Origin of the sequence: Ureibacillus sp. FSL W8-0352 (assembly GCF_038004345.1) — a bacterium.
GTDB classification, from domain to species: domain Bacteria; phylum Bacillota; class Bacilli; order Bacillales_A; family Planococcaceae; genus Ureibacillus; species Ureibacillus thermosphaericus.
Map to the genome: position 1 here is coordinate 3,339,068 of NZ_JBBOQT010000001.1, position 26,296 is coordinate 3,365,363.

At 38.7% G+C, this 26,296-nt stretch carries 25 protein-coding genes; 21 read left to right on the forward strand and 4 right to left on the reverse strand.

Features of this window, described 5'->3' with window-relative positions; all coding sequences use genetic code 11:
* The first annotated feature begins 17 nt into the window (after positions 1-17).
* The 10 genes from NST98_RS16660 to NST98_RS16705 all read left to right on the forward strand — a co-directional run bounded on the left by NST98_RS16660 (position 18) and on the right by NST98_RS16705 (position 11,090).
* Positions 18-1,190 (forward strand): DUF418 domain-containing protein, encoded by a 1,173-nt coding sequence (locus NST98_RS16660; RefSeq protein WP_340704358.1) that lies wholly within the window; start codon positions 18-20, stop codon positions 1,188-1,190.
* A gap of 89 nt (positions 1,191-1,279) precedes the next feature.
* Positions 1,280-2,188 carry a fumarylacetoacetate hydrolase family protein gene (locus NST98_RS16665; protein WP_340715595.1) on the forward strand — a complete coding sequence of 303 codons (909 nt, stop codon included), beginning with the start codon at positions 1,280-1,282 and terminating at the stop codon, positions 2,186-2,188.
* Between the two features lie 167 nt (positions 2,189-2,355).
* On the forward strand, positions 2,356-2,718 hold the full coding sequence (locus NST98_RS16670) for a DUF1516 family protein (protein WP_340715596.1): 363 nt from the start codon (positions 2,356-2,358) through the stop codon (positions 2,716-2,718).
* 389 nt (positions 2,719-3,107) lie between these two features.
* Complete coding sequence (locus tag NST98_RS16675) at positions 3,108-4,571, forward strand: alpha-amylase family glycosyl hydrolase (protein WP_340715597.1); 1,464 nt, start codon at positions 3,108-3,110, stop codon at positions 4,569-4,571.
* Between the two features lie 466 nt (positions 4,572-5,037).
* A complete protein-coding gene (locus NST98_RS16680; protein ID WP_172597779.1) occupies positions 5,038-5,181 on the forward strand; it encodes a hypothetical protein in 144 nt (47 codons plus the stop codon).
* A 254-nt stretch (positions 5,182-5,435) separates the two neighbouring features.
* Positions 5,436-6,428 (forward strand): ABC transporter ATP-binding protein, encoded by a 993-nt coding sequence (locus NST98_RS16685; RefSeq protein ID WP_340715598.1) that lies wholly within the window; start codon positions 5,436-5,438, stop codon positions 6,426-6,428.
* A 21-nt stretch (positions 6,429-6,449) separates the two neighbouring features.
* Positions 6,450-7,394: an ATP-binding cassette domain-containing protein gene (locus tag NST98_RS16690; RefSeq protein ID WP_340715599.1), complete on the forward strand. Its 945-nt coding sequence runs from the start codon at positions 6,450-6,452 to the stop codon at positions 7,392-7,394.
* Positions 7,395-8,357 (forward strand): oligopeptide ABC transporter permease, encoded by a 963-nt coding sequence (gene opp4B / locus NST98_RS16695; RefSeq protein WP_096550506.1) that lies wholly within the window; start codon positions 7,395-7,397, stop codon positions 8,355-8,357.
* A gap of 21 nt (positions 8,358-8,378) precedes the next feature.
* Positions 8,379-9,272 (forward strand): ABC transporter permease, encoded by an 894-nt coding sequence (locus NST98_RS16700; RefSeq protein WP_340715600.1) that lies wholly within the window; start codon positions 8,379-8,381, stop codon positions 9,270-9,272.
* Between the two features lie 69 nt (positions 9,273-9,341).
* Positions 9,342-11,090, forward strand: a complete 1,749-nt coding sequence (locus NST98_RS16705) for an oligopeptide ABC transporter substrate-binding protein (protein ID WP_340715601.1) — start codon at positions 9,342-9,344, stop codon at positions 11,088-11,090.
* Between the two features lie 114 nt (positions 11,091-11,204).
* Here the strand turns inward: NST98_RS16705 and NST98_RS16710 are convergent, their stop codons facing one another.
* Both NST98_RS16710 and NST98_RS16715 read right to left on the reverse strand, forming a co-directional pair.
* Positions 11,205-12,056 (reverse strand): DegV family protein, encoded by an 852-nt coding sequence (locus NST98_RS16710; RefSeq protein WP_340710251.1) that lies wholly within the window; start codon positions 12,054-12,056, stop codon positions 11,205-11,207.
* A gap of 83 nt (positions 12,057-12,139) precedes the next feature.
* On the reverse strand, positions 12,140-12,949 hold the full coding sequence (locus NST98_RS16715; RefSeq protein WP_340710253.1) for a Cof-type HAD-IIB family hydrolase: 810 nt from the start codon (positions 12,947-12,949) through the stop codon (positions 12,140-12,142).
* Between the two features lie 124 nt (positions 12,950-13,073).
* On the opposite strand from NST98_RS16715, the gene NST98_RS16720 reads away from it, so the two are divergent.
* From NST98_RS16720 to NST98_RS16760, 9 genes are all read left to right on the forward strand, one after another.
* Positions 13,074-13,850, forward strand: coding sequence for a prolyl oligopeptidase family serine peptidase (locus NST98_RS16720; protein ID WP_340715602.1), 777 nt, complete (start codon positions 13,074-13,076; stop codon positions 13,848-13,850).
* A 69-nt stretch (positions 13,851-13,919) separates the two neighbouring features.
* Positions 13,920-14,228: a metal-sulfur cluster assembly factor gene (locus tag NST98_RS16725; RefSeq protein ID WP_340705477.1), complete on the forward strand. Its 309-nt coding sequence runs from the start codon at positions 13,920-13,922 to the stop codon at positions 14,226-14,228.
* Between the two features lie 285 nt (positions 14,229-14,513).
* Positions 14,514-15,170, forward strand: a complete 657-nt coding sequence (locus NST98_RS16730) for a nitrous oxide reductase accessory protein NosL (RefSeq protein WP_340710256.1) — start codon at positions 14,514-14,516, stop codon at positions 15,168-15,170.
* A gap of 178 nt (positions 15,171-15,348) precedes the next feature.
* On the forward strand, positions 15,349-16,560 hold the full coding sequence (locus NST98_RS16735; protein WP_340715603.1) for a right-handed parallel beta-helix repeat-containing protein: 1,212 nt from the start codon (positions 15,349-15,351) through the stop codon (positions 16,558-16,560).
* A complete protein-coding gene (locus NST98_RS16740) occupies positions 16,557-17,012 on the forward strand; it encodes a nitrous oxide reductase accessory protein NosL (protein ID WP_340710260.1) in 456 nt (151 codons plus the stop codon). Before NST98_RS16735 ends, NST98_RS16740 begins: the two co-directional genes overlap by 4 nt.
* Positions 16,994-17,824 (forward strand): ABC transporter permease, encoded by an 831-nt coding sequence (locus tag NST98_RS16745; protein WP_340710262.1) that lies wholly within the window; start codon positions 16,994-16,996, stop codon positions 17,822-17,824. Before NST98_RS16740 ends, NST98_RS16745 begins: the two co-directional genes overlap by 19 nt.
* Positions 17,821-18,498 (forward strand): ABC transporter ATP-binding protein, encoded by a 678-nt coding sequence (locus NST98_RS16750; protein ID WP_340715604.1) that lies wholly within the window; start codon positions 17,821-17,823, stop codon positions 18,496-18,498. Before NST98_RS16745 ends, NST98_RS16750 begins: the two co-directional genes overlap by 4 nt.
* 366 nt (positions 18,499-18,864) lie before the next feature.
* Positions 18,865-20,145, forward strand: coding sequence for an IS4 family transposase (locus NST98_RS16755; protein ID WP_340715701.1), 1,281 nt, complete (start codon positions 18,865-18,867; stop codon positions 20,143-20,145).
* Between the two features lie 744 nt (positions 20,146-20,889).
* Positions 20,890-21,033, forward strand: a complete 144-nt coding sequence (locus NST98_RS16760; protein ID WP_172597779.1) for a hypothetical protein — start codon at positions 20,890-20,892, stop codon at positions 21,031-21,033.
* A gap of 96 nt (positions 21,034-21,129) precedes the next feature.
* Here NST98_RS16760 and NST98_RS16765 read toward each other — a convergent pair whose 3' ends face one another.
* Positions 21,130-21,837: a Crp/Fnr family transcriptional regulator gene (locus NST98_RS16765; protein WP_445684049.1), complete on the reverse strand. Its 708-nt coding sequence runs from the start codon at positions 21,835-21,837 to the stop codon at positions 21,130-21,132.
* 180 nt (positions 21,838-22,017) lie between these two features.
* Here NST98_RS16765 and NST98_RS16770 point away from each other — a divergent pair, with 180 nt between their 5' ends.
* Entirely contained in the window at positions 22,018-24,153 is a 2,136-nt protein-coding gene (locus NST98_RS16770) for an ATP-dependent Clp protease ATP-binding subunit (protein ID WP_340715605.1), read from the forward strand.
* Positions 24,154-24,924: 771 nt separating this feature from the next.
* Here the strand turns inward: NST98_RS16770 and NST98_RS16775 are convergent.
* Positions 24,925-25,125, reverse strand: a complete 201-nt coding sequence (locus NST98_RS16775; RefSeq protein WP_016838218.1) for a DUF2929 family protein — start codon at positions 25,123-25,125, stop codon at positions 24,925-24,927.
* Positions 25,126-25,315: 190 nt separating this feature from the next.
* Between NST98_RS16775 and NST98_RS16780 the strand changes: the two genes are divergently transcribed.
* Positions 25,316-26,254, forward strand: a complete 939-nt coding sequence (locus tag NST98_RS16780; protein ID WP_340715606.1) for a beta-ketoacyl-ACP synthase III — start codon at positions 25,316-25,318, stop codon at positions 26,252-26,254.
* Positions 26,255-26,296 lie beyond the last annotated feature (42 nt).

A 26,296-nucleotide genomic window follows, 5' to 3' on the forward strand; every position in this document is an offset into this window, starting at 1 on the left:
TTAGGAGGTCGAATGTAGTGTTTCAACCAACGTCTTTGAATGAAAGAATTCATACCCTTGATATTATGCGGGGATTTAGTTTGCTTGGCATTCTAATAGTGAACATCTTTGCCTTTTCCCTGCCGCTTCCCCATATTCTTGATTTGCATAGCTGGTTTACGGATTATCAGGATGTAATGTTATATCAAACATTAGATATCTATGTACAAAGCAGTTTTTATCCTTTATTTTCGATGTTGTTTGGTTATGGTTTAGCGATGCAGTGGATCAAAGCTGAACAAACCGGTACGAGATTTTATCCTTTCGCAACAAAACGTCTCGTTGTGTTATTCATAATTGGATTGTTGCATGCGTTTCTTATTTGGTGGGGAGACATCCTTACGATGTATGCTTTTTGCGGATTTTTCTTAATTTTATGTTTGAAATTAAAGAGTGGATGGTTGCTAACCGTTGCTTTAGCAATGAATGGTCTATTGCATTTCTTCATCCTCTCCTTATATGCCCTTGCAGGTATAGCGAATGCAGAGTTTGAAACTCCTCATGTCGATATTACTGCAATTAATAATGCGATTACAGCGTATGGTATTGGAACTTGGACTGATGCCTTTTTTCAACGTTTAAATGATTTAGCGGTTCAAATGGCTCCGGGTATGTGGATTAGCGCGTTGTTTACGATTTTGCCATATATGATGATTGGAGCAGCTGCTGCTAAGTGGCGTTTAGTTGAACGGGCAAAAGAATTGAAAATGATGTGGATTATACTAACGATTATTTGTATTGCTGGAGGGCTTTTTATTAAAAGTGTGCCTTTTCATGTAACGCGGACTTATTTATTAGAGTATGTCCGAGTTTATATAGGAGGGCCCATGTTAGCCGTAGGGTATGCATCTTTAATTGTCGTACTTTGTCTCATACCATTTGCAACAAAACTACTAACCCCAATCGCTAAAGTAGGACGCATGTCATTAACTATCTATATCATGCAGTCTATCATTTGCACTTTATTATTTTACAATTTCGGTTTTGGGTTATATGGAAAAGTGGATGTAATGATGGGAATTGTCATCGCCATTGGTATTTATGTCGTTCAGTTAGCCTTATCTGAATTATGGTTTTTGAAATATCAACAAGGACCGCTTGAAAAAGCTGTAAAACGCATCACTTATGGAAAAAACGTTACGGAAAATTAAGCAATATAAATGATTTTCATGTAATATGTTATTAATACTACGCTTCGTAGTTTAATAGAATTTGTGAAAATGAAAAGGGGCTATTACGAATGAAAATTTTATCCTTTAAATTCAATAATCAAGTGAAATTTGGTCCAAAAGTAAAAAAAGAAGAAGCAGTTTGGGATGTGTTAGCAATTCAAGAAACGCTTCAAGTGCTACCATCGTTCCCGCAGACGATTATTGAAGGCATTGCATTAGGGTATGATTTTGTTGAAAAAATTAGAAGATTAGTAGAAGTAGCAGAAAAATCAGGAGTGGTTGAAAAGTTTAAATTACCATTTAGCAAAATTGAATGGTTATCGCCAATTCCAAGAACTCCAAAAAATATTATTTGTGTAGCCAAAAATTATGATGAACATGCAAAGGAAATGGGAGTGGAAGCTGCTCCATCTGATTTAGTCATTTTCACAAAGTCACCGACAACGATTGCTGCAGACCACGAAGTTTTACCAGTGCATGAAGGAAAAACGGACTCTCTTGACTATGAAGGAGAGCTGGCAGTTGTCATTGGCAAATTCGGAAAAGATATACCTGAAAAATTGGCTTATGATTATATTTTTGGGTATACGATTGCTAATGATATCACAGCCCGTGATATTCAACAGAGACACCAACAATATTTTTTAGGTAAAAGTTTGGATGCTACTTGCCCAATGGGACCATACATTGTAACGAAAGATGAGATTCCAAATCCCCAAAACTTGACGATTGTAACGAAAGTGAATGGGGAAGTTCGCCAAAATGGAAATACAGGAGATATGATGTTCCCAGTAGATCGGTTGGTTTCGATTATTTCTCACCATGTTCCACTAGAACCTGGCGACGTTATTTTAACAGGGACTCCTGCCGGGGTAGGGAAAGGAATGAATCCTCCACAATTTATAAAAGCTGGAGATGAAGTGAAGATATCGATTGAAGGCATTGGTACATTAACAAATCGTTTTGAATCAAATTAAAAAAATGGATACGAAATTGAATCCGCAATGATTGCATTCACTGTGATGACTTGCGGATTCTTTTACTGTATTAAAATAAATACAAAATAAAAAGAAGTATTATATTTGAATAGAAACTATTCACGTGTTAGGATATTCTATGAAATATACGATGAGGTGGGAAGTAGATGGATTTTTTAACAAGTTCAACGCATTTACACATCACAACATGGTTTGTTGGAATCATTTTGTTTTTAATTGCTGCCATTAAACCAAACAAAGGATTGCAAATGGCATTACGCTTATTTTACATCCTTATTATCATTACGGGTGGAGCTTTATTTATTGAAGCAATGGACTACGGTCAAGGCTTGAATTATGGAATCAAATTGCTTTTAGGTATTTTAGTGATTGGTATGATGGAGATGATTCTTGTTCGTAAAGCTAAAGACAAACCCACAACAATATTTTGGGTTTTATTTGCAATATTCTTATTTTTAACGTTATTCTTTGGCTTTAAATTACCAATGGGAATGAATTTCTTAGCTTAATCATTCGTGAGTTCGCAAAGTATATTTTATACTTTGCGTTTTTTTAGTTTGTAGATAGAAATTATTGCTCAATTACTCTAAAATAATTTCAACAAATATGAGAAAAAAGAAAGGGAATGTGCTATGATTCCAATCGTTATGCTTGTATTTGTGATTGTTTTAATGTTACTTTTTATTCTTTTTGTTTTTTTGCAAAAACCGAGTAATCATAGAAATGAAGAATTCATTGGACTCGAAGATAAAAAGAACGAATAACCATGAGGGGTTCTATATTTTTTGTCACACTTTAGACAAAAAATAAGCGCATTTTATTAAACTTTTATGTTTTATTGGGAGTTGTATCTATATTTTTGGTAAAATGTCGTTGATTGGTTTAAAGGAGAGGGATTATGTTGAAACTCAGTAAATGGATTCGAACGACAGCAATGGCAACATTATTATTTGCAAGTTTCTCAACGCCTATCGCAAGCGCTGAAAAACCCCGTTCAATTGCTGATGAGAGTATATACGATTTATTAGTCGATCGTTATTTTAATGCGACGAATGAAAATGACGATATTTCGAAAACCGATCCAAAAAATCCAGCAAAATTCGCTGGTGGGGATTTTCAAGGGATTATAGATAAACTTTCTGACATTAAAGATATGGGATTTACGATTGTTTCCATCGGCTCCGTCTTTGCAACAGAATCTTATGACGGTTCAATGGTGACAAGTTATCATCAATTGGAACCTAATTTTGGGACAGAAGAAGAGTTCAAAAAGTTGATTCAAATTGTGAAACAAAATGGCATGTCCATTATGGTAGATTTTCCGTTAACAAATGTAAGTGAAAATCATGAATGGGCAAAAGATCCTAAAAAAGCTTCTTGGATTGTAGGGACATCGAATGGAAAACTTCGCTGGGATTTAAAAAATGAAGAAGTACAAGAGGCGCTTATTGATGCTGTTGTCCAATTTGCTTCTACATATGATGTTGACGGTATCCGTTTAACAAATCTCGATATTGCCGATACAGAATTTTTAAATGAGATGATTGATGCAATTAAATCAGTAGATGAACAAATTTATGTGATTTCAAATACTGAAAGCAATGCTCGATTTGATGCGAAATTTTATGATGAAGTAAGCCAAATTTTCAGCCATGCGTTTAAAAATATTGATGAAGATACATCCGATTTATTGAAACATTTTGAACCCTATGCAAAGGGAGAAGAGGAAATCCCTACGCAAATTATGATTGACAACGTAAAGACTGATCGTTTTCTATATACAGCGGAAATTTATCCTCCAACTCGATTAAAAATGGCATTGGCAACAACTTTGCTACTTCCGGGCGTACCGGTTATGCAATATGGATCCGAGATTGCCATGAACGGTAAAGCTGGACCTGAAGCTCATCAAATTTATAACTTTAAAACAGAAACAGAATTAAAAAAATATATTGAAGATATCCAATTGTTGCGTAATAAATCGGAAACTCTACGCAGAGGAGATTTCAATCTAATTCAAAATAAAAATGGATTAATTGTTTTCCAGCGTTCTTCTGAGGATGAAAATTGGATTATTGTCATCAACAACACAGGAATGCGCGAAAAGATTGAAATTCCGAAAGAGTTTGTTGGAGAAAATAAAGAGCTTCGTGGAATGTTAAATAGTGAAATTTTCCGTGAAGGTGAAGACGGGATTTTTAGAATTATCCAAGACCGAGAAGTTGTTGAAATTTATCAAGTGATTGATGAACAAGGAATCAATATTTCATATATTCTAGCGATGGCTTTCGTTTATATAATTTTCATCGTCTTTATCATTTCTTTAATTAAACGAGGAAAACGCAAACGTTCTCAAGGATAATTCAAAATTCAGCGAAATCAACTAGTTTTGATTTCGCTTTTTTAGTGCGCCTGGCATGGGTGTAATCTATAGGGTGTAAGTCCCGAACTGTGAAGGCAGAAGTAACAGTTAGCTTAACGCAAGGGTGTCCGTGGTGACGCGGAATCTGAAGGAAGCGAGCGGCAAACTTCCGGTCTGAGGAACACGAACTTCATACAAGGCTAGGTATCATTGGATGAGTTTGCTCAACAAAACAAAGTCCTTTCTGCCAAAGGTGGTACAGAGTAAATGAAGCAGATAGATGGAAGGAAAGATTACATTCTTACCCGGGGAGGTCTGGCGGATATGTGAAGTACGCTTCATAACCTACTTAGTGATAAGTAGCTGAACCGTCAGAAGTCAGCAGAGGTCATAGTATTAGTTGGTTTAGAACTACTAAGAAGGACCGAACAATTAAGAGAGAATAGCCCTTGGCATTCAGTGAGTCATGATGAACACAGAAAACGTAGTACCTCACTTGAGGAAGGAAGCGGTGAATCCCGTGGGAGACCTCTTGGAGGGTGGAGTGACCACTGGCATAAAGAGAACAGCTATTCACGGAAGTTATAAAGACTTGCGTCAATCATCTTAATTGAACCGCCGTATACGGAACCGTACGTACGGTGGTGTGAGAGGACGGGAGTTAATCGCTCCCTCCTACTCGATTGACTGAATAGCAAGGATGCCGAAGAAAAATGATGAGAAGATTGTAGGTATTTTTGAAAATAACCCATTTGTAGAAAATTCATTGAGAAGATACTAACTCTCATGTAATTAGGTTAATTTTCTTCTTTTCAATTCATACACTTCATTAAAGTCAATTGCAAGAAAGGGGACTCTCCCAAAATGGACATACTGGCCATTCAAAATCTACATGTTGGATTTCGAATAAATGATACATTTTATGATGCGGTGGATGGGGTTTCCTTCACATTAAAAAATAACGAAATTCTTGCAATTGTTGGGGAGTCGGGCTGTGGAAAGAGTACTCTTGCTACAGCCATCATCGGTCTCCACCATGAACAGAATGCGCGGGTGACGGGAAAAATCCTTTTTGGAGAACGCAATCTCTTGGAATGTTCAGAAGAGGAAATGAATCATATTCGCGGTGCAGAAATAGCAATGATTTTTCAAGATCCTTTATCCGCCTTGAATCCTTTAATGCGAATTGGTGATCAAATTGAAGAAGCGTTAACATATCATACTGACTATTCTCGTGATGAACGGGAAGAAAAGGTATTACAATTATTAAAACAAGTCGGTATATCAAAACCTGAACAAGTTGCTAGGCAATTTCCCCATCAATTATCCGGGGGAATGCGGCAACGGGTTATGATTGCAATAGCCATTTCTTGTAAACCGAAAATAATTATAGCTGATGAACCGACAACGGCTCTAGATGTGACGATACAGGCGCAAATTTTAGATTTATTGAAGGAATTGCAAAATGAAACAGAAGCAGGCATCATATTGATCACCCATGATTTAGGGGTTGTTGCAGAAATGGCCGATCGGGTGATGGTGATGTATGCGGGAGAAATCATTGAAGAAGCACCAGTACAAAAATTGTTTGCCAGTCCAAAGCATCCATATACGCGATTATTATTTAACTCGATGCCTCAACTCCACTCCACAAATGAACGCCTCAACGCCATTGAAGGAATCGTTCCATCGTTAACCCACTTACCAAGAACAGGATGCAGATTTGCATCTCGCATTCGATGGATTCCAAAAGATGCTCATGAAGAACAACCGATATTCCACGAAATTTCAAAAGGGCATTTTGTGAAGTGCACATGCTGGAAGTATTTCAATTTTCAACATGAAAAAGCTCCATAAATCATTGAAGGAGGAAGCAGTTTGAGCTTCATGCAAATCATTGATTTAAAAGTGCATTATCCGATTCGGGGGGGATTTTTTAATTCCATCGTTGATTGGGTGTATGCGGTAGATGGTATAGATATGGAGTTCGAACAGGGGAAAACTTACGGGCTTGTGGGAGAGTCTGGATGTGGGAAATCGACAACGGGAAAAGTGATCATTGGCCTTGAGAAAATAACGTCGGGAAAAATCCTTTTTGAAGGGGAAGATGTGACGAAGGAGAGGAAATCTCGCACCTCCCATTTTCATCGAGAAGTGCAAATGATTTTTCAAGATTCCCATTCCAGTTTAAATCCGAGAAAACGGATTGCTGATATCCTTGCAGAACCGATTCGAAATTTTTTGAACTTAACTCCTAGGGAAGAAAGGAAAAAAATTGATGAACTTCTTGCGATAGTTGGCATGCCGGGCGATTCAAAAGAAAAATTTCCACATGAATTTTCAGGAGGACAAAAGCAGCGCATCAATATCGCAAGAGCCCTTGCAACGAATCCAAAGCTAATTATTGCTGATGAACCGGTTTCAGCTCTTGATTTATCTGTACAGGCACAAGTGCTCAATTTTATGAAAGATGTGCAGAAGGAATTTGGATTAACCTATTTGTTTATCTCCCATGATTTAGGAGTCGTCAAGCATATGTGTGACTATATTTTTATCATGTATAAAGGAAGGTTTGTGGAATGCGGCACAAAGCAGGATATTTACCAAAATCCAAAGCATCTTTACACGAAGCGATTGCTTAATTCCATTCCGGCGACAACTCCTGTGGGAAGGGAAAAAAGGAAATGGGCTCGACAAGAGTTTGAAAAAGTGTATGAAAAGCATATTCATAAAGCTTTTGATGAAAATGGACGAGTGTATGATTTAATTCCGATTTCCGATACCCATTACGTTTCGGCTTCGAGCGTAAAGGAGGTCGTATAGATGTGGAAAACCATTGTACGTCGTCTCATTCTTATGGTTCCACAACTGATTGCTTTAAGCATCATCGTGTTTGTGATGGCAAAGATGATGCCGGGGGATCCATTTACAGGTATGATTACACCCGAAACTGACCCAGCACGAATTGAAGAATTGAAGGAAGAATTGGGATTAAATGACCCTTTACCAATACAATATGTTCGCTGGGTAAAAAATGCGCTGCAAGGTGATTTCGGAAAGAGCTATACTTTTCAGCGGGATGTGACTTCTCTCATTGGGGAACGGGCGTTGAACACCTTTTGGCTATCCTTTGTCAGCGTCATTTTATTGTATCTAATAGCCATTCCTCTTGGGATTTTAGCGGGGCGATACCAACAGTCAAGACTAGATAAATTTATTGTGTTTTATAGTTTCATCACCTATGCCATTCCAACGTTTGTACTTTCTCTGTTGTTTTTATATATATTCGGCTACAAATTGCAATGGTTTCCAACAAGCGGAAGCGTAGATATCGAAGTTGAACCAGGAACCATCCAGTACATATGGAACCGTTTTTATCACATCCTACTGCCAGCCATTACTTATGCCATTCTCGGTACGACCGGTGTGATTCAATATTTGCGTTCGGAAATCATCGATGCAAAAACAATGGATTATGTACGAACGGCCCGAAGCAAAGGCGTGCCGTTAAGGAAAATTTATACGAAGCACATTTTGCGAAATTCGTTTATTCCGATTGCAGCTTTTTTAGGATTTACCATTACCGGACTTCTTGGCGGATCTATATTTATTGAGACGATTTTCGGCTACCCAGGAATGGGACAATTATTTGTCAGTTCCATTGCCTCAAGGGATTATAGCGTCATTTGCGCTTTAGTGATGCTGTATGGTTTTTTAACATTGCTAGGTAGTTTGCTTTCCGACATTATTTTAAGTATTGTGGATCCTCGCATTCGAATTGAATAGTGAGGAGGGGATGGTGGAAAAATGAGACGTAAGAAGAAGCGATATCGAAAAAATGGTCGTCCACGAGGAATAGGTGTTGCTTTTCGGGAATTCCAAAAGGATAAAATCGCCTTGGTTTCGCTCTTTTTATTAGTTTTGTTCATTCTATTTGTTTTTATAGCATCTTTCTTCATTGATCAAGAGCAGTTGATGCGCATTAATTTGTACGACCGTTATAGTCGGCCGGGAGAGAAGTACTTGTTAGGTGCAGATCAGGGCGGAAAAGATATTTTGGGACAACTAATCATTGGCGCCAGAAACTCCGTATCCATTGCTCTTGCTATCACGCTTATCACTGGTTTTATAGGCATTGTGGTAGGTCTCATTTGTGGTTATTTCGGCGGCTGGGTGGATTATATCATCATGAGAATCATTGATTTTTTCGTAACGATTCCTTCATTGTTATTTATCATTGTCTTTGTAACCCTTGTGCCAAAATATTCGGTAACCTCTTTCATTCTGATTATGAGCCTCTTTTTATGGACGGGAACAGCCCGGCTTGTTCGTTCAAAGGCATTATCAGAAAGCAAAAGGGATTATGTGAGCGCATCGAAGACACTTGGAACGAGCGATTTTGTCATACTTCGGAGGGAAGTGGCGCCAAATTTAAGTTCATTATTAATTGTTGAGTTAACATTGAATTTTGCGGGCAACGTCGGCATTGAAACTGGTCTTTCATATTTAGGTTTTGGCTTGCCGCCCACAACCCCTTCATTAGGGACCTTAGTGAGCTATGCCAATAATCCAGCCGTATTGCAACAATATTGGTGGGTATGGCTTCCGGCATCTTTATTAATTTTATTCATGATGCTTGCCATCAATTATATCGGCCAAGCTTTAAGGAGATCGGTGGATGTGAAGCAGCGATTGGGATAATGGATGATGTCAATGAATTGTTTTATTTATTGATAAATATTAACTAAAACAGCACCAAGGGAGGACATCATGAGAAAAATATTATTACTCTGCATCACGATCATCATCATAACAGCACTAATGAATTCGAATGTTTATTCAAAAAATATCACATTGCCGACTTCCGTTACAAATGAAGGAACACCAATCAAAGGAGGTATTTTAAAAGTAGGGATTGTGAAAGATGAACCTTTCCAAGGAGTGTTTTTGGCTGAACTTTATGAAAACCGCTACGATGCTGCCATTATGAGCTATGCATCAAATGCCATTTTTGAAATGGATGGCGATTTTTTAATCAATGATGAGGGCATTGCATCCATGATAGTGGATCAGGAAGAGAATAAAGTGACCATTACTATTCGTGAAGGTGTACGGTGGTCCGATGGTGAGCCACTCAAAATAGAAGATTTGATTTTGCCTTACGAAATTATTGCCCATCCTGATTATACGGGCGTCCGATATGATACGGAATTCAAGAATATTATCGGGGTGGAAGAATACCACGAAGGAAAAGCGAAAACCATCTCCGGCATCCGAAAAATTAATGAGCGTACGTTAGAAATCCGATTTAAAAAGTTATCGCCTGCGATATTTTCCGGTGGGGACGGTTTATGGACGTATGCGGCACCAAGTCATCAATTAAAAGGCATTCCTGTGAAGAAGTTAATTGAAAGCGACGCCGTTCGAAAAAATCCTGTGACACTCGGGCCATTCAAGTTTCATAAAATTGTTCCTGGGGAATCTGTGCAATTTGTGAAAAATCCATACTATTGGAAAGGCGAACCGAAATTGGACGGTGTCTTTGTGGAGGTTGTTCCATCCAGCTCAGTATCTGTTGCGATTGGGGCTGGAAAGTATGATATTGTGTCGGGATTCACTGCAACAAAATGGCCGGAAATCCAGAAGTTCAACAACATTGATATTTTAGGGCGGCCAGAATTATATTATTCCTATTTAGGATTTAAGCTGGGAAAATGGGACCCGAAAAAGAGAGAAGTGGTGACAGATTTAAATTCCACACCTGTGGGAGATCAGGCTTTAAGACAAGCGATGGGATATGCGTTGGATGTGGAAGCGGTTTGCGAAGTGCTCTTTTTCAATTTCCGTCAACGGGCCAATTCATTGATTCCTCCAGCGTTTAAAACTTACCATGATGCTATGCTGAAAGGATATACGTATAATCCCGAAAAGGCAAAAAAGATTTTAGACAAGGCAGGTTACATCGATATTGACGGGGATGGCTTCCGGGAAGACCCAAAGGGAAATAAGCTGGAAATCAAGTTTGCGACAATGGCAGGAGATACCATTCAAGATGAAATTGCTGCTTACTACTTACAAAATTGGCGGGATGTTGGATTAAATGTCACTTTAACGACAGGAAGACCGATTGAAGTGAATGCTTTTTACGATAAAGTGGAGGCAGATGATCCAGAAATCCATGTCTTTATGGCTGCATGGGGAACGGGGACAAATCCTTCGCCAGCCGGCTTGTATGGAAAATCCGATGCCTTTAACTTTAGCCGTTTTACGTCTGACTTTTTAGAGGAGACGATTCAAAAAATCGATTCTCCAGAAGCATTTGATCAATCATATCGTGCAGAACAGTTTCGGATTTGGCAGCAATATATGGAAGAACAAGCTCCAGTCATCCCACTCCAATTTAGCTATGAGATTGTTCCTGTGAATAAGCGGGTCAAACATTATAGCATCGATTTTGACAATCCGACTGAACTGCATGAGATTGAATTATTGGCAAAAGAGCCGATCAAGAGTAAATAATGGACAACGGTCATTATGTCCACTAAATCAGAAGATATTGTCACAAATACTGTGGATATAGCACAAAATCAAAAGCACCTTCGTAATCCGAGAAGGTGCTTTAAACATTTATTCTTAATAATCTTTATCCGTAAAGAAGATCGCCAATGTGCCAGGGCCGGAATGGGAACCAATCACAGCGCCCACCATCGTGACATCAAAGCCTTTTGGACGGAGCTTGTCTTCAATCAACTTTTTCACTTCTTCCACCGTGTCCAAATCATCCCCGTGGGAGATTCCGACGATTTTATCCGAAAAATCTCCGCCGCGTTCAGCCATGATGTTAACCATCCGGGCAAGGGCTTTTTTTCTTCCCCTTATTTTTTCAAGGGGAATGAGCTTCCCGTCCTCCACATGCAGGATGGGCTTGATGCTCAATAAGCCACCGAAAAACGCGCTTGATTTTGAAATGCGTCCGCCTCTTGCCAAGTAATCCAGATTTTCCACGGTGAAAATATGTTGCATATGTTTTGCGTAATTTTCCACTTTTTCAACGAGCTCATCGAAAGGGACTCCAGCATCTCTCAATTCTACGGCTTTTTTCACAACAAGGCCTTGTCCAAGGGAAGCACATTTCGTATCAATGATTTTTAATTTGAAATCCGGATACTTTTCCTGCAATTGTTCGGCAATCATGACAGCCGTGTTGTAAGTGCCGGACAGTTGGGAAGAAAAGCTGATATAAACCCCTTCTTCACCGCTTTGGGCGTATTTTTCGAAGGTATTGTAGAACATTTCAGGCGATACTTGGGAAGTTTTCGGTGCAGCGCCTTTTCTCATTTCATCGTAAACTTCTTTTGGATCGATGCCGATGACATCATCATATTCTGTATCATTGAGGTGGACTTTCAGCGGGAAAAAGACCACATTATGCTCATCATAATAAGCTTTTGGCAAATCGCTCGCACTATCTGTGAATAGAATCATTTTACTCTCCTTTCCATCCTTTATAAAATTATTACACCCTTCTCAAAAATTGGTAAGTAAGGGTGCCTCATGATGGAATCATGTTAAGATAATTTTAATCTTTCTGATAAGAAATTTGCAATGCCATCTTCATTGTTTGTTCCGGTCACTTCGTTGGCGATGCTTTTTAATTCGTTGATGCCGTTGCCCATTGCAACCCCGATGCCGGCATATTCAATCATTTCCAAGTCGTTGTCTTCATCCCCAAAGGCGATGATGCGGTCCCTTGGGATGCCCAAATCTTTTGCAATGAGGGAAACGCCGACCGCTTTATTTAATCCTTTCCGCACCACTTCGATAATATTGAAAGGTGCTCCCCAACGCCGATGTTCAATGAGTTCCGCATGCACCTCCTGCAAATGTCGGCGGATCAAAGGCACGTTGTTTTCATTGGCGTGGATGAGCAAACTTGTTGGATTTTCATTCAAGTTGCCGCGCAAATTTCCGATGGTCACTTTGGGATCTCCCATTTTGAAAATGTTCATCATTGTCGGATCTTCCACATGTATATACACATCATCAATGACTTCGGCAATTAAGTTTTCATACTGGTATTTATCCACTGAATCAATGACGTCGTGCACCACCCGCATATCGATGGGGGAGTGGATGGCCTGCCAAGATGGATTTTTTGGATGGTGTATATAAGCTCCGTTGAAATTGACAATCGGAGTGGTTAATCCCAATTCCTGATAATAAATATTGCTCGCCCGGAATGGTCTTCCTGTGGCGATCATGATTAGATGGCCGGCTTCTTTCGCCTTCATCAAGGTTTGTTTGGTTTTCGGCGAAATGGTATGATTGTCCGTCAATAGAGTGCCATCCAGGTCCAAAACAATTAGATGTTGTTTCATGGAAAGTCCCCTTTCTGTCTTTACGATTTTATCGCGACGATTGGAGTTCGTCAAAATTTTGTCACCAGTTATAATTTTTGGTAACATAATTGATAAGAGAGAGTTGTTGAGGAGTGAAGCGTTAATGTTAATAGATGAAGAATTATGGCAGGATATTCCGCTGATTCATTTTTATAATGAAGAAATGAATGAATGTTCACCCGTTCTCATTTTTTTACATGGATTTACAAGTGCGAAAGAACACAACTTACATTATGCCTATCAACTAGTGAAAAAAGGGGTTCGCGTGATTTTGCCGGATGCCCTATTGCATGGCGACAGATGCGAGGGATTATCCGAAGAAAAAATGAATTTGCAATTTTGGAACATCGTTTTGAATTCTATACACGAGGTAGGGGAGTTATACAATGAAATCCGATCCCGTTTCCAACCGAAAAAATTGGGTATTGCAGGAACAAGCATGGGCGGAATTACAACATGCGGCTGTTTGAAGAAATATGATTGGATTGATGCAGCCGGCATTTGCATGGGTGCACCGGGATACAACGCCTTTGCGGATTATCAGCTGGTGGAGTTTGAAAAAGCGGGGATTCCGCTTCCTTTGAGCGATGAGCAAATCGAACAGATACATACCGCTCTTTCTGAATATGATATATCAAAAACGCCGGAACGATTAAACAATCGCCCTGTGATATTCTGGCATGGAAAAAGAGATGTGACCGTCCCTATGGAAAATGCGGTACATTTTTATGAACAGGCCCGTCCATACTATCAACAGCCGGAACATTTGCAGTTGATTATTGATGAAAACCAGGGGCATAAAGTGAATCGGGAAGGGATGCTGAAAGTGACCGACTTCCTTGCGAAACATTTGACAGAAGACGAAACTTTTGTATTTTAATTTTTAATATAGTATGATGATTGAGAACAGTTATCATTTTCGGATTGAAAGGAGCGATGGATGATGGCAATGGATGCGGATATGAAAGAAAGTATTCTTGGTGCTTTGGAAAACGTCATTGACCCTGAATTGGGAATCGATATTGTCAATCTCGGTTTGGTATATGATGTGGATATGGATGATGAAGGTGTCTGCAAAATTACCATGACACTGACTTCATTGGGCTGTCCGCTTGGTCCAATTATTGTGGATCAAATTAAAACGGTGTTGAGCGAACTTCCAGAAATTAAAGATGTGGATGTCAATATTGTATGGAATCCGCCATGGAATAAAGATATGATGTCCCGCTACGCAAAAATGGCATTGGGAATCCGATGATTGCAGTAATCAAACGGATGTATTGAATCATATAATTTGGTTAAAATATAAGCACGAAAAAGGCATTTCCGGCACCTCGTTTGATTGTAAATGCAGAGCGAATTGGGAAAACGTTGAGTTTTCCGGTTCGCTCTTTTTGTTTGGGATGAAAACGGGCATGCAACAAAATTGCCAATTTTATTTCTCATTTTTTTAACAGACACTTTCATCTTTTTTCACAACTTCTTAGTAAAGTAATAAGCGTAGAACTTATTCTAGTAATATGTTGGAAGGAGTCTTATCAGAATGAAGAAATTATTGACACTCATGATGTTGATCGCTTTGTTCACATTGGCTGCTTGTGGACAATCAGATGATGCAAGTAACGATTCAAAAAATGCAAATGACGACACAAAACAAACGGAAGTAAGCAAAGACAAACAAAATAAAGAAGATGAGAAAGTTACCGTATCCAAACCGGATGCACGCCTTGAAGAACCGACTGCCGATACGAAATGTGAAATGTGTAATATGAAAGTTTATGAAGTGACAGATGATTTAGGAAAATTCAGCGGTCAAGCGATCAAAGCAGATGGCACGATTGCTTTCTATGATGATATCGGTTGCTTATTGAACGCGGAGTTGGCGCACAATGAAAAGAACCAAAAATATGTGCGTGACTACAATACATTGGAATGGGTACTTGTCGATGATGCAACGATCGTAAAAACAGATTTAAAATCTCCAATGAACTGGGGTTACGTATTCTTTAAAAACAAAGAAGATGCAGATCAATTCATCGCAGACAACCCTAGCTACAAAATCACAGCGCTTGATGTCGTAAAACAAGAAGCAAAAGAAAGACGCGAAGCTAAATTGAAAAAACAAGCGGAACAACAACAGCAACAACAAGGGAATATGCAAAACATGCAAAATATGTCACATGATGGACATAACCATTAATGAAATCCATCTTGAAAAATCATCGAAAGAACTAAAGTAAAAATTGTGAAGGCCGTCTAAAGTGTTTTCTGGACGGCCCAATACCGTTTGAAAGTAGTTGATCAGCGTGCGTTATATAATAAGCCACCTCGTATTCCTGATTTGCTTTGTAGCCTTTGTCCATGAAGCGGACGCCAACATGGATTTGCAGCAAATCATCGATGATGCCGGGGAAGGGGCAACGATTCATCTTTCGGCAGGTACATATGAAGGGAATGTATCCATATCCAAGGGGATTACATTGATTGGGGATGAGAAAGTCATCCTTCTTCCCAAAAATCCAGAAGAACCGGTCATTGCGGTTACGGGGGCAAAGGATGTGTCCATTCAAAATTTGCAATTGCGCACATCCGGAACAGGGATTCTCATTAAAAATTCGGAAAATGTTCAGCTCTCAAACGTATCAATGAACCATGTTTACAGCGGGGTCGAAATCTACAATTCCAAACAAATCGATATTCGGCAAGTTGCCGTTACGGGTAATGATCAAGATTTTGCCAATAAACGAAACGGCATTGCCATCTATGACAGTTACGACCTGTCCATCAAACATAATAAAATTTCCAAAGTGCAGGACGGAATTTACATTGAAAACGCAAAGGGAATCACCGTAAAAGGCAATAGAGTGGAAAACATCCGGTACGGAACCCATTTTATGTATAGTGCAGATGCTGAAGCATCAGAAAACAAGTTCCGGAAAAATGTGACAGGTTTTATGATCATGATGACGGAAAATGTAAGCCTATTCAATAACGATATTTCCTATCAAAATGGGTTTAACGGGACGGGAATCACCCTATATGAGGTCAAGAATATCGAAATACAAAAACATACCGTTTCAGGAAACCGGGTCGCCCTTTCCATTCAAAAATCCGATGGAGTCACGATTACCGACAATATTTTTCAAATGAATCAAACGGCGATTGAATCCATTCAATCGGGCACGAACCTGGTCGCCAAAAACGATTTTGTAGGGAATTTGGTGAATGTCCGTTCAGATGTGAAAGGCATTCAGCTGCAGGAAAATTATTACGATGACTATGCAGGGATTGATATCGACGATGATGGAATCGGGGACGAGTCCTATGTGGCATTGCAAAGCTTTGGCCAGTGGATCGTGAGAAAACCGGTGTACCAATATTATGTGGAAGCGCCGAGCGTGGTTTTATTGAATCAAATCGATCAACAAACCAATAAAACCGCCAAACAGCTTTTGGTGGATGAAACACCGGCAACCCAATTTGAAAGGGACAAAGCCTTCCATTTTCAATTCCATTTGCCTCAGCTCATCATTGGATTGATTTTTACAATCGGATGCATCGCTATTTGGAGAAGGAGTGTCCTAATATGAAATGGAAAACGTTTATTTTCATTTTATCATTGAGCTTGTTTTTAGTCGGCTGCTCGGAAAAAGCCTATGAGCCGAAAGAAATCAATGTGGAAACTGATATTTGCAAAGTGTGCAACATGGGGATTGCCCATGAAGATTATGCGGCGGAACTGATCTTTAAAAACGGGGATTATGAAGTGTTCGATGATTTGGGATGTTTGGTGGAATTTTTGAAAGATGTCGATGAATCGGAAGTGGGTGCCGCTTATATAAAAAGCGCTGACGGCAACGAATGGCTTCCTGTGGAAGATGCAACCTATGTTTATTCCAAAGACTATTGGACACCGATGAATTATGGCGTGCTCGCCTTCCCTTCCAAAGATGCTGCGGAACAATACATGGAAGAGAACGGTGAAGGCGAAGTGTATTCCTTTGAACAATTGGACGATTTTCAATGGGGAATCCATTTCTGATGCTGGGCAAATTCATTTTATTGGAATGGAAACAAATGCTCCGCAGCAGATGGCTGCAACTGGTGGCCATCCTCTTCATTTTCGTTTTTGTCGCCATCGTCATGATTCAGCAGCTGGCACTGCCGGATATTGAAGGATTTACGAGACAAACGGCATCTTTTTTGAATTTGCTATTGTTTTTATTGCCGCTGTTTACGCTCACCATTGGAGGAATGAGTGTGGCGGGGGATGTGGAATCCGGCTGGTTTTCTTTATTGAAAACCTATCCGATGAAAATTGTCCAATATGTGTTGGGCAAATTTATTGCGCTGATCGGTTCCTTCATGTTTATTGTTATATTGTCCCTTGGGGTGGTTTTTACCCTTGGAGGGTTATTCGGCGGCGTCAAAGTTCCTTCTGAATTGTTGAGCATCGCTTTCTGTTTGATTTTCATTTTCTCATCGATTGCCATATTGCTCGGAAGTTTGGCGAAAAACCGCTTGCATGCCCTTGCCATTTCCCTTGTTGTGTGGGCGTTGTTATTATTGCTTCTATCTTATTTGGTTATGGCTGTCGGTACGGTTGTTCCTGGACATGTGTTGCAAAAACTCACAATTGTCATGTTGCATATCAATCCGGCAGATTGGCTGCGGTTTGGATATTTCCTCCTTTCCCATCAGACGGCGGTTCTTGGTCCGACTTATTATGATTTGATCGCCTTCTATGAGTCAGCGTTTGGAACAATAGTGTTTGTGGCAGTGACGTTGTTATGGATTGCACTTCCACTCATTGTGGCAACCATCAAATTAAAGAAACTTGGTGTTGAAAAATGATTGTTGAAGCGAAAAATTTGCAGAAAATTTATAAGAACAATCGGGGAATCCATGATGCCAATTTCACCATTAGAAAAGGCCGCATCGTCGCTCTCGCGGGAGGCAACGGTGCGGGGAAAAGCACGCTGATTCGCCTGCTGACAAAGCAGGAGAAGCCGACGAATGGGGAACTGATTTGGCATCAGGATGACTTTGTACGTTATATGCCGGATTATGTGGATTTTCCTTCCACGCTGACGGCGCAAGAAGTGCTGGGACTCCTGGCTTCACTAAAAAAGGTTGGAAAAGGAGAACAAGATGAAATATTAAAAAAAGTCGGGCTTTTTGAAGTGAAAAAGCAAAAAGTCTCTTCCTTTTCAAAGGGAATGCGCCAGCGCCTAAATCTGGCTCAGAGCCTCATTGGAGGGGATGGGCTGATCATCATGGATGAGCCTACGAACGGTCTTGATCCCTATTGGATTGCACAACTGAAAGAAATGATGGCCCAAGAACGGAATCGGGGGACAACGGTATTGTTTTCAACCCATATGTTGGCTTTCGCGGAACAGTTGGCTGATGACGTCATTATTTTGCATGAAGGAAGAATATTGGCGGCAGGGGCAGTGCAACAATTATTAAGGGATCATCATTGCGGACATTTGGAGGAACTCTGGCTGCAAAAAATTGACTTATAAAGAGGGCTATTAAAAAAAGGATGGGACATAACTAATAAAGTGAACGAGCTGCAAAAAGATTTTTTGTAAAAAATTGATTGGAGTGACGGGGCGAGTGCTCCTGTCGCGCACGCTTAGTCGCAAAGCGGAGCAAGTTCAAGGAAGTAAATTCAAAGCTTTCCTGCGACGAGCCCTCTCGAGACCCCGCAGGAGCGAAGGATTGAATCAGAGGAGGCTCGAGCCCAATGTCATCAACTTAACGTTACATTTAATGGAAAATAATATTTAATTTAACTTTTATAAAATTAGGTAATAAGCCTCTTGTAATTTTAAAAAGGCCACCAAAATCGTTTTAGAATCCAATTTTTGGTTAATAAAACGAGGATGGTGGTTTTTTTGAAAACAAAAAGTACTTTTTTAGGGGCAATTGAGATTACTCGAAAGTTGCTGAATGATGTGATGTTTATGCTTGAATCTCGGACAAAAGAAACGTATTTTACACGAAAAGAAAAGAAGTTAAATTTTAAAAATACTATTCTATTTAGCTTAAACTTTGTTAAAAAGAGCCTCCAAATTGAACTTGACGACTTTTTCGACAAATTTAATTTATCAGAAATTAGTATTTCCAAACAAGGCTATTCAGCCGCACGAAAAAAGATTTCTCCTCTCGCTTTTGTAAAACTTACAAAAGCGATTGTGAATTGGTATTATGAAGAAAATTCCTTTAAAACTTATCGTGGATTTAGACTTTGCGCAATCGATGGAAGTGTGCTCCAAATCCCTGATACTGAGGAGCTTCGAAATTATTTTGGGTATGGAAAAAATCATAAGACAAGTTATGCAAGAGCTAGTGCCTCTTGTATTTACGATCTTGAGAATGGAATCATTATTACTTCTAGAATCAATCCATATAAGGTAGCTGAGCGAGATAGTGCAAAGGATATGATTGAAGAACTCGTACAAATTGGATTAAAAAATGATCTTTTTTTATTTGATCGAGGGTATCCATCGAGAGATTTTATTGCCTATTTAGATGCCCTTGGTATCAAATATGTGATGCGATGTCAAAAAAATACGATAAAGGAAATTGTCGAAGCGAAAGATGCTGATCAAAACATTCATATAATACATAGGAAACAAGTGATTACTGCTCGTGTAGTTAGATTCCCACTGGATTCTGGCACGGAAGAAATACTTGTCACAAATTTAACCGAGGAAGAGTTTGATATCTCTGAGTTTAAATCTCTTTATTTTAAACGCTGGGGAATTGAAACAGAATATAATGATGTGAAAAATAAAATCGAAATAGAAAATTTCACGGGTAGTTCGAAAATCGCAATTGAACAAGATTTCTATGCATCAATATATTTATCGAATATGGTCAGTTTATTGAGAAATGATGCCAATGAAACAATTAATGAGGAGAGTAAGAAAAAAAGACGAAAACATGATTATCAAGTAAACACAAATATCTTAATAGGAAAATTAAAAGATAGGATGGTTCACTTATTATTAGAAGATTGTCCAATCAAAAGAGAGAGAATGTTTACAAAAATCATGAAAGTGATTATAAGAAATAAGACACCTATTCGGTTTGGGAGAAGCTACCCACGAAGGAATGGTCTGTCCTCAACAAAGTATCCCCTAAACCAAAAAAGGTGTCTATAAACAATACATAGGATAAATATAACCTATTTGTTTATTAAATGTAAATAAATTAGGGGCTTAAAAAAATAAAAATTTAAGCCCCGGGCATCCTATTGCCTTTTTTAGCCGATTTTAGAAAATTATCAACACTTTGTAGGTTGAATAGTATTTTTAAAAGTAGACAACCAGATGGTTGCCTACTAACTGTAAATTATTGGTTGTATAAGTTTCTGACATTGGGCTCGAGCCGGGCCCGCGGAAAGCGTCCCCGGAACGGAAATCAAATTTTCTTCAATTATCAAAAAAACACCATTTTCTCCCGTGAGAAAATGGTGTTTTTTTAGTGCGCCTGGCATGGGTGTAATCTATAGGGTGTAAGTCCCGAACTGTGAAGGCAGAAGTAACAGTTAGCTTAACGCAAGGGTGTCCGTGGTGACGCGGAATCTGAAGGAAGCGAGCGGCAAACTTCCGGTCTGAGGAACACGAACTTCATATAAGGCTAGGTATCATTGGATGAGTTTGCTAAACAAAACAAAGTCCTTTCTGCCAAAGGTGGTACAGAGTAAATGAAGCAGATAGATGGAAGGAAAGATTACATTCTTACCCGGGGAGGTCTGGCGGATATGTGAAGTACGCTTCATAACCTACTTAGTGATAAGTAGCTGAACCGTCAGAAGTCAGCAGAGGTCATAGTATTAGTTGGTTTAGAACTACTAAGAAGGACCGAACAATTAAGAGAGAATAGCCCTTGGCATTCAGTGAGTCATGATGAACACAGAAAACGTAGTACCTCACTTGAGGAAGGAAGCGGTGAATCCCGTGGGAGACCTCTTGGAGGGTGGAGTGACCACTGGCATAAAGAGAACAGCTATTCACGGAAGTTATAAAGACTTGCGTCAATCATCTTAATTGAACCGCCGTATACGGAACCGTACGTACGGTGGTGTGAGAGGACGGGAGTTAATTGCTCCCTCCTACTCGATTCTTTTGTCCCAGCCTCCATGTTCAATCAATGCGGCAAACGGATAGCGGACAGTTTTCGCAACATATTTCTTTCTTCAAATACTCTAAATTGTGAATGGTAATGATGCTTTTATCAAATGAAATAACTCCTTGTTTTTTTAGATCATTCAGCATACGATTCACCATTTCTCGACTTGTGGAGCAAAGATTGGCAAGATCCGAATTCGTTAAATTGAAATCAATGTAAAGATCGTTGTTTTCATTCAATTTGCCGTAAGTATTGGCAAGTCGAATGAGGGTTGAGTAAAGAGCCCCTTTTTTACCGTGCATCACTAAATCCCGTAAAATACTTTGGGTTTTCAGATGTTCATTTTGTAGCCATTTAATATATTCAATCATTAATGTCGGTTGCTCAGTTAAAAGCATTTCTAATGAATCTTTTTTCATGGACAAAAGTTCAGTATTCATCATTGCTTTAGCAGTCATTGTATGATTGATAGGAGGACCAAAAACAGAACATTCACCGATCATGGAGTTAGGACCGCAAATTCTTAGCGTCAATTCTTTACCGCTTTCTGTTTCTTTGCTTAATTGTACAGCGCCTTTTTTAATAAGATAAAGTTCTTCTGCATTTTCACCTTCCTGGAAGATTTGATTTCCTTTATCTATTTTCAATAACAGACCATGTTCTGCAAATAGCGAATTAAAATTCATAGGAACCATATCGACTAAGACCATGCTATTCATCACATCCTTAATAATGATGTTAATTTGTCGGTTCCATTCAACGACACACATTTAAACCTATATATATAATACCACATTAATCTGCTGTTTTTTTGAATAATTTTGGAGATATTTTTTGCATTTCCATAATCGTAATCTTATAATCAAGTTAGTCAAAGAAGGTCAAACGTAAGAGGTGATTGGATGCAATTACAACAGGAAGATAATCGTAGTGCATTAGAAAAATTTGGTCGCAATTTAAATGAAGAAGTAAAAAAAGGGAAAATTGATCCTGTTATTGGTCGCGACGAGGAAATTCGAAATGTGATTCGTATTTTATCCAGAAAAACGAAAAATAATCCAGTGTTAATTGGAGAACCTGGCGTTGGGAAAACCGCAATCGTTGAAGGGCTGGCTCAACGAATTGTTCGTAAAGATGTGCCAGAAGGATTGAAAGATTGCATTCTTTGGGAATTGGATATGAGTTCATTGATTGCTGGAGCTAGTTTCCGTGGTCAATTCGAGGAACGTTTAAAAAGCGTATTAAAAGAAATTCGAGAATCAGATGGACGCATTATTTTATTTATTGATGAGATTCATACGATTGTTGGTGCAGGTAGAGCAGAAGGTTCAATGGATGCTGGGAATATTTTAAAGCCAATGCTTGCTCGTGGTGAGCTTCATTGTATCGGGGCGACTACGTTAGATGAATATCGTAAATATATTGAAAAAGATCCAGCTTTAGAACGAAGATTCCAACAAGTGATGGTGAGAGAACCATCTGTTGAAGATACGATTTCGATATTGAGGGGCTTAAAAGAACGTTTTGAATTGCATCACGGAGTAAGAATTCATGACCGTGCGATAATAGCTGCTTCTCAACTTTCAAATCGCTATATTACAGATCGCTTTTTACCGGACAAAGCCATTGATTTAATTGATGAAGCTTGCGCAATGATTCGTACAGAAATCGATTCCATGCCCCAAGAATTGGATGATGTGACTCGCCGCGTGATGCAACTGGAAATAGAAGAGCAGGCGTTAATGAAAGAAAAGGACGAGGCGAGTAAAAAACGTTTAGAAGCCCTTAGAATAGAATTACAACAACTAAAAGATGGACAAAAAGAATTAAAAAAGAAATGGCAATTCGAAAAAGAAGGTTTGGAGCAACTGCAAACAAAAAGGGCATTATTGGATGAGTACCGCCGTCAGTTTGAAGATGCACAGAGCAGGCAAGATTTGAATAAATTGGCGGAACTCCAATACGGAAAAATTCCTGCTGTGGAAAAAGAAATCAAACAATTAGAAAAAACTTTAGCCAATGCTTCAGAAAATCGGATTTTAAGAGAAGAAGTTACAGCAGAAGAAATTGCAACAATTGTTTCTCGATGGACTGGAATTCCAGTTACAAAATTAGTGGAAGGTGAACGGGAAAAATTATTGCGTTTAAAAGATACTCTCCATGAAAGAGTCGTTGGTCAAGATGAAGCGGTGAAACTCGTAACAGAAGCTGTATGGCGTGCACGTGCTGGCATTAAAGATCCTTACCGTCCAATCGGTTCCTTCATTTTCCTTGGTCCAACTGGAGTAGGGAAAACGGAGCTTGCAAAAGCATTGGCCGCACAATTATTTGATTCAGAAGATCATTTTATTCGCATTGATATGAGCGAATATATGGAAAAACATAGTGTATCACGATTAGTTGGTGCACCTCCAGGGTATGTTGGCTATGAAGAGGGCGGACAATTGACAGAAGCGGTACGTCGCAATCCATATTCTGTTATTTTATTAGATGAAATTGAAAAAGCCCATCCAGATGTGGCGAATATTTTGCTTCAAATTTTAGATGATGGTCGGATTACGGATAGCCAAGGGCGTCTTGTAAACTTTACGAATACGGTTATCATTATGACATCCAATATAGGTTCTCAGTATTTATTGGAAGCAGGCTCTCATGTTGACGAAGAGGTTGAAAATGTTGTAATGAGAGAACTTCGAAAACATTTCAAGCCAGAATTGTTAAACCGGATAGACGATATTATTTTATTCCATGCATTGACGGATGAACACTTTACTACAATCGCCTGGAAATACATTAAACAATTGCAACAACGAGTAGCTGAAAATGAAATTACGCTAATCGTGGATGATGAAGTGGTAAATTGGGTTGTAGAAAACGGTATTGACCCACAATTTGGTGCAAGACCATTAAAACGATTTGTGCAACGACATGTTGAAACGGCTGTGGCAAGAGAGTTGTTAAAGGGAGAAATTTTTCCAGGCGAGATGATGAGGGTTTCATTACTAGAAGGTCAATTAGTAGTAGCAAAAGGTGAATAAAGTACGTGTGAAAACGGCTAGAGCTCTTTTTGCTCAGCCGTTTTTTTAAAATAGGCGAAAATAAAATGGATTTTGATTAATAAAGCAAATCTAAGCTTCTCATTTTGATTGTTTGGCTAATAAGTTCTTAAGTTTGACTAATATCTTCCTCAGGTTGACTAATATCAGTTCGAGTTGGTTAATAAAGCAAATCATAGTTCCCTCATTTTATTTGCTTGGCTAATAAGTTCTTAAGTTTGACTAATATCTTCCTGAGGTTGACTAATATCAGTTCGATTTTGACTAATAAAGCAAATCACAGTTCTCCCATTTTGTTTGCTTGGCTAATAAATTCCACAGATTGACTAATATCTTCCTTAGGTTGACTAATATCAGTTCAATTTTGACTAATAAAGTAAATCTCTGTCCCCCCATTTTGTTTGCTTGGCTAATAAGTTCCAAAGAATGACTAATATCTTCCCCAAGTTGACTATTATCAGTTCGATTTTGACTAATAAAGTAAATCGCAGCCTCTCATTTTGATTGTTTGACTAATAAGTTCCATAGAATGTCTAATATCCACTTCAGGTTGACTATTATGAGTTCGATATTGACTAATATTCTCAAATCTTGGAAGTATCCACCTGTTTATCTATTCCTTGGCTATTATGTTCAAGCGAATACCTATACCGATAATTGCATAAATTAATAGTTAGAAAAATAAAAAACGAATGGGAAAGTTAGGAGTCCCATTCGTTAATTTTTTTGTGCTTGTCAAAGCTGTTGAATAGATTATTGTTGATCTGCTTTAAGTTCTTTTGGAGATTCGCTAGGAATGATCGCAGCTACAACCCAAACGAGAACTGTGAAAATAACAGCAACTACTAAAGTTGTAACAAAGTCAAAAACTGTAATTCCTAAAATAGAACCAACTACGTAGCTTAACATAGAAATTAACAAAATTCCCCAAATGAATGACATAATATATTGCATTTCGTTTCACCTCTATCGAACTTTAATTACTAGTATATACTTTGCTCATCTTAATAATCATAACATAGTACGACAAAAATGAACAATAAACTTTTCGTACAAACAAATTTTTCTGTTGTGAATTTCATTATTATGGTCTATAATTAAGACCAACTACTAATCGCAAGTATTAAATTGGGGGTTAAATACCATGAATGCAGGAATACTAGGATTAGGAAAATATGTTCCTGAAAAGATTGTAACGAATTTTGATTTAGAGAAAATTTTAGATACAAATGATGAATGGATTCGTACGCGTACAGGAATTCAAGAAAGAAGAATTGCTCGTGAAGATGAAGATTCCTCAGATATGGCATATGAAGCGGCAAAAGAAGCTCTTGAAAACTGTGGGATTTCACCTGAACAAATTGGATTGATTTTAGTAGCAACCGTTACTCCGGACCGTGCTTTTCCAAGTGTTGCTTGTCAATTGCAAGAACGATTAGGAGCTAGCAATGCAGCTGCAATGGACATTTCAGCTGCCTGCTCTGGTTTTATTTATGCCCTTGCAACAGCGAAATTGTATGTGGAAAGCAACAGTTATGATTACGTTTTAGTTGTTGGTGCAGAAAAATTATCAAAAATTACGGATTGGAAAGATCGGAATACTGCTGTACTATTTGGTGATGGAGCAAGCGCTGCAGTTGTTGGTAAAGTATCAGAGGGCAGAGGAATTTTAGCATTTGAATTAGGTGCAGATGGAACTGGCGGAAAATATTTGAATATGAACGACGAAGATTTCATCTATATGAACGGACGTGAAGTATTTAAATTTGCTGTGCGTCAAATGGGGGCAACAGCATTATCCGTTATTGAAAAGGCTGGATTATCAAAAGAAGATGTTGACTTCTTAGTTCCGCATCAAGCAAACATTCGCATTATGGAAGCAGCAAGAGAAAGATTAGAGCTAGATGAAGATAAACTATCAAAACGCATCCATAAATACGGTAACACATCATCTTCTTCAATCGGTCTTGCTTTAAAAGATGAACTTGATGAAGGAAAAATTAAAGATGATGATATAGTCGTTTTAGTTGGATTTGGTGGAGGACTCACTTGGGGCGGCGCCGTAATAAAATGGGGAAAATAATAGATTTTCATATTCCAGTTATAGTAATTTATAAGTATAGTA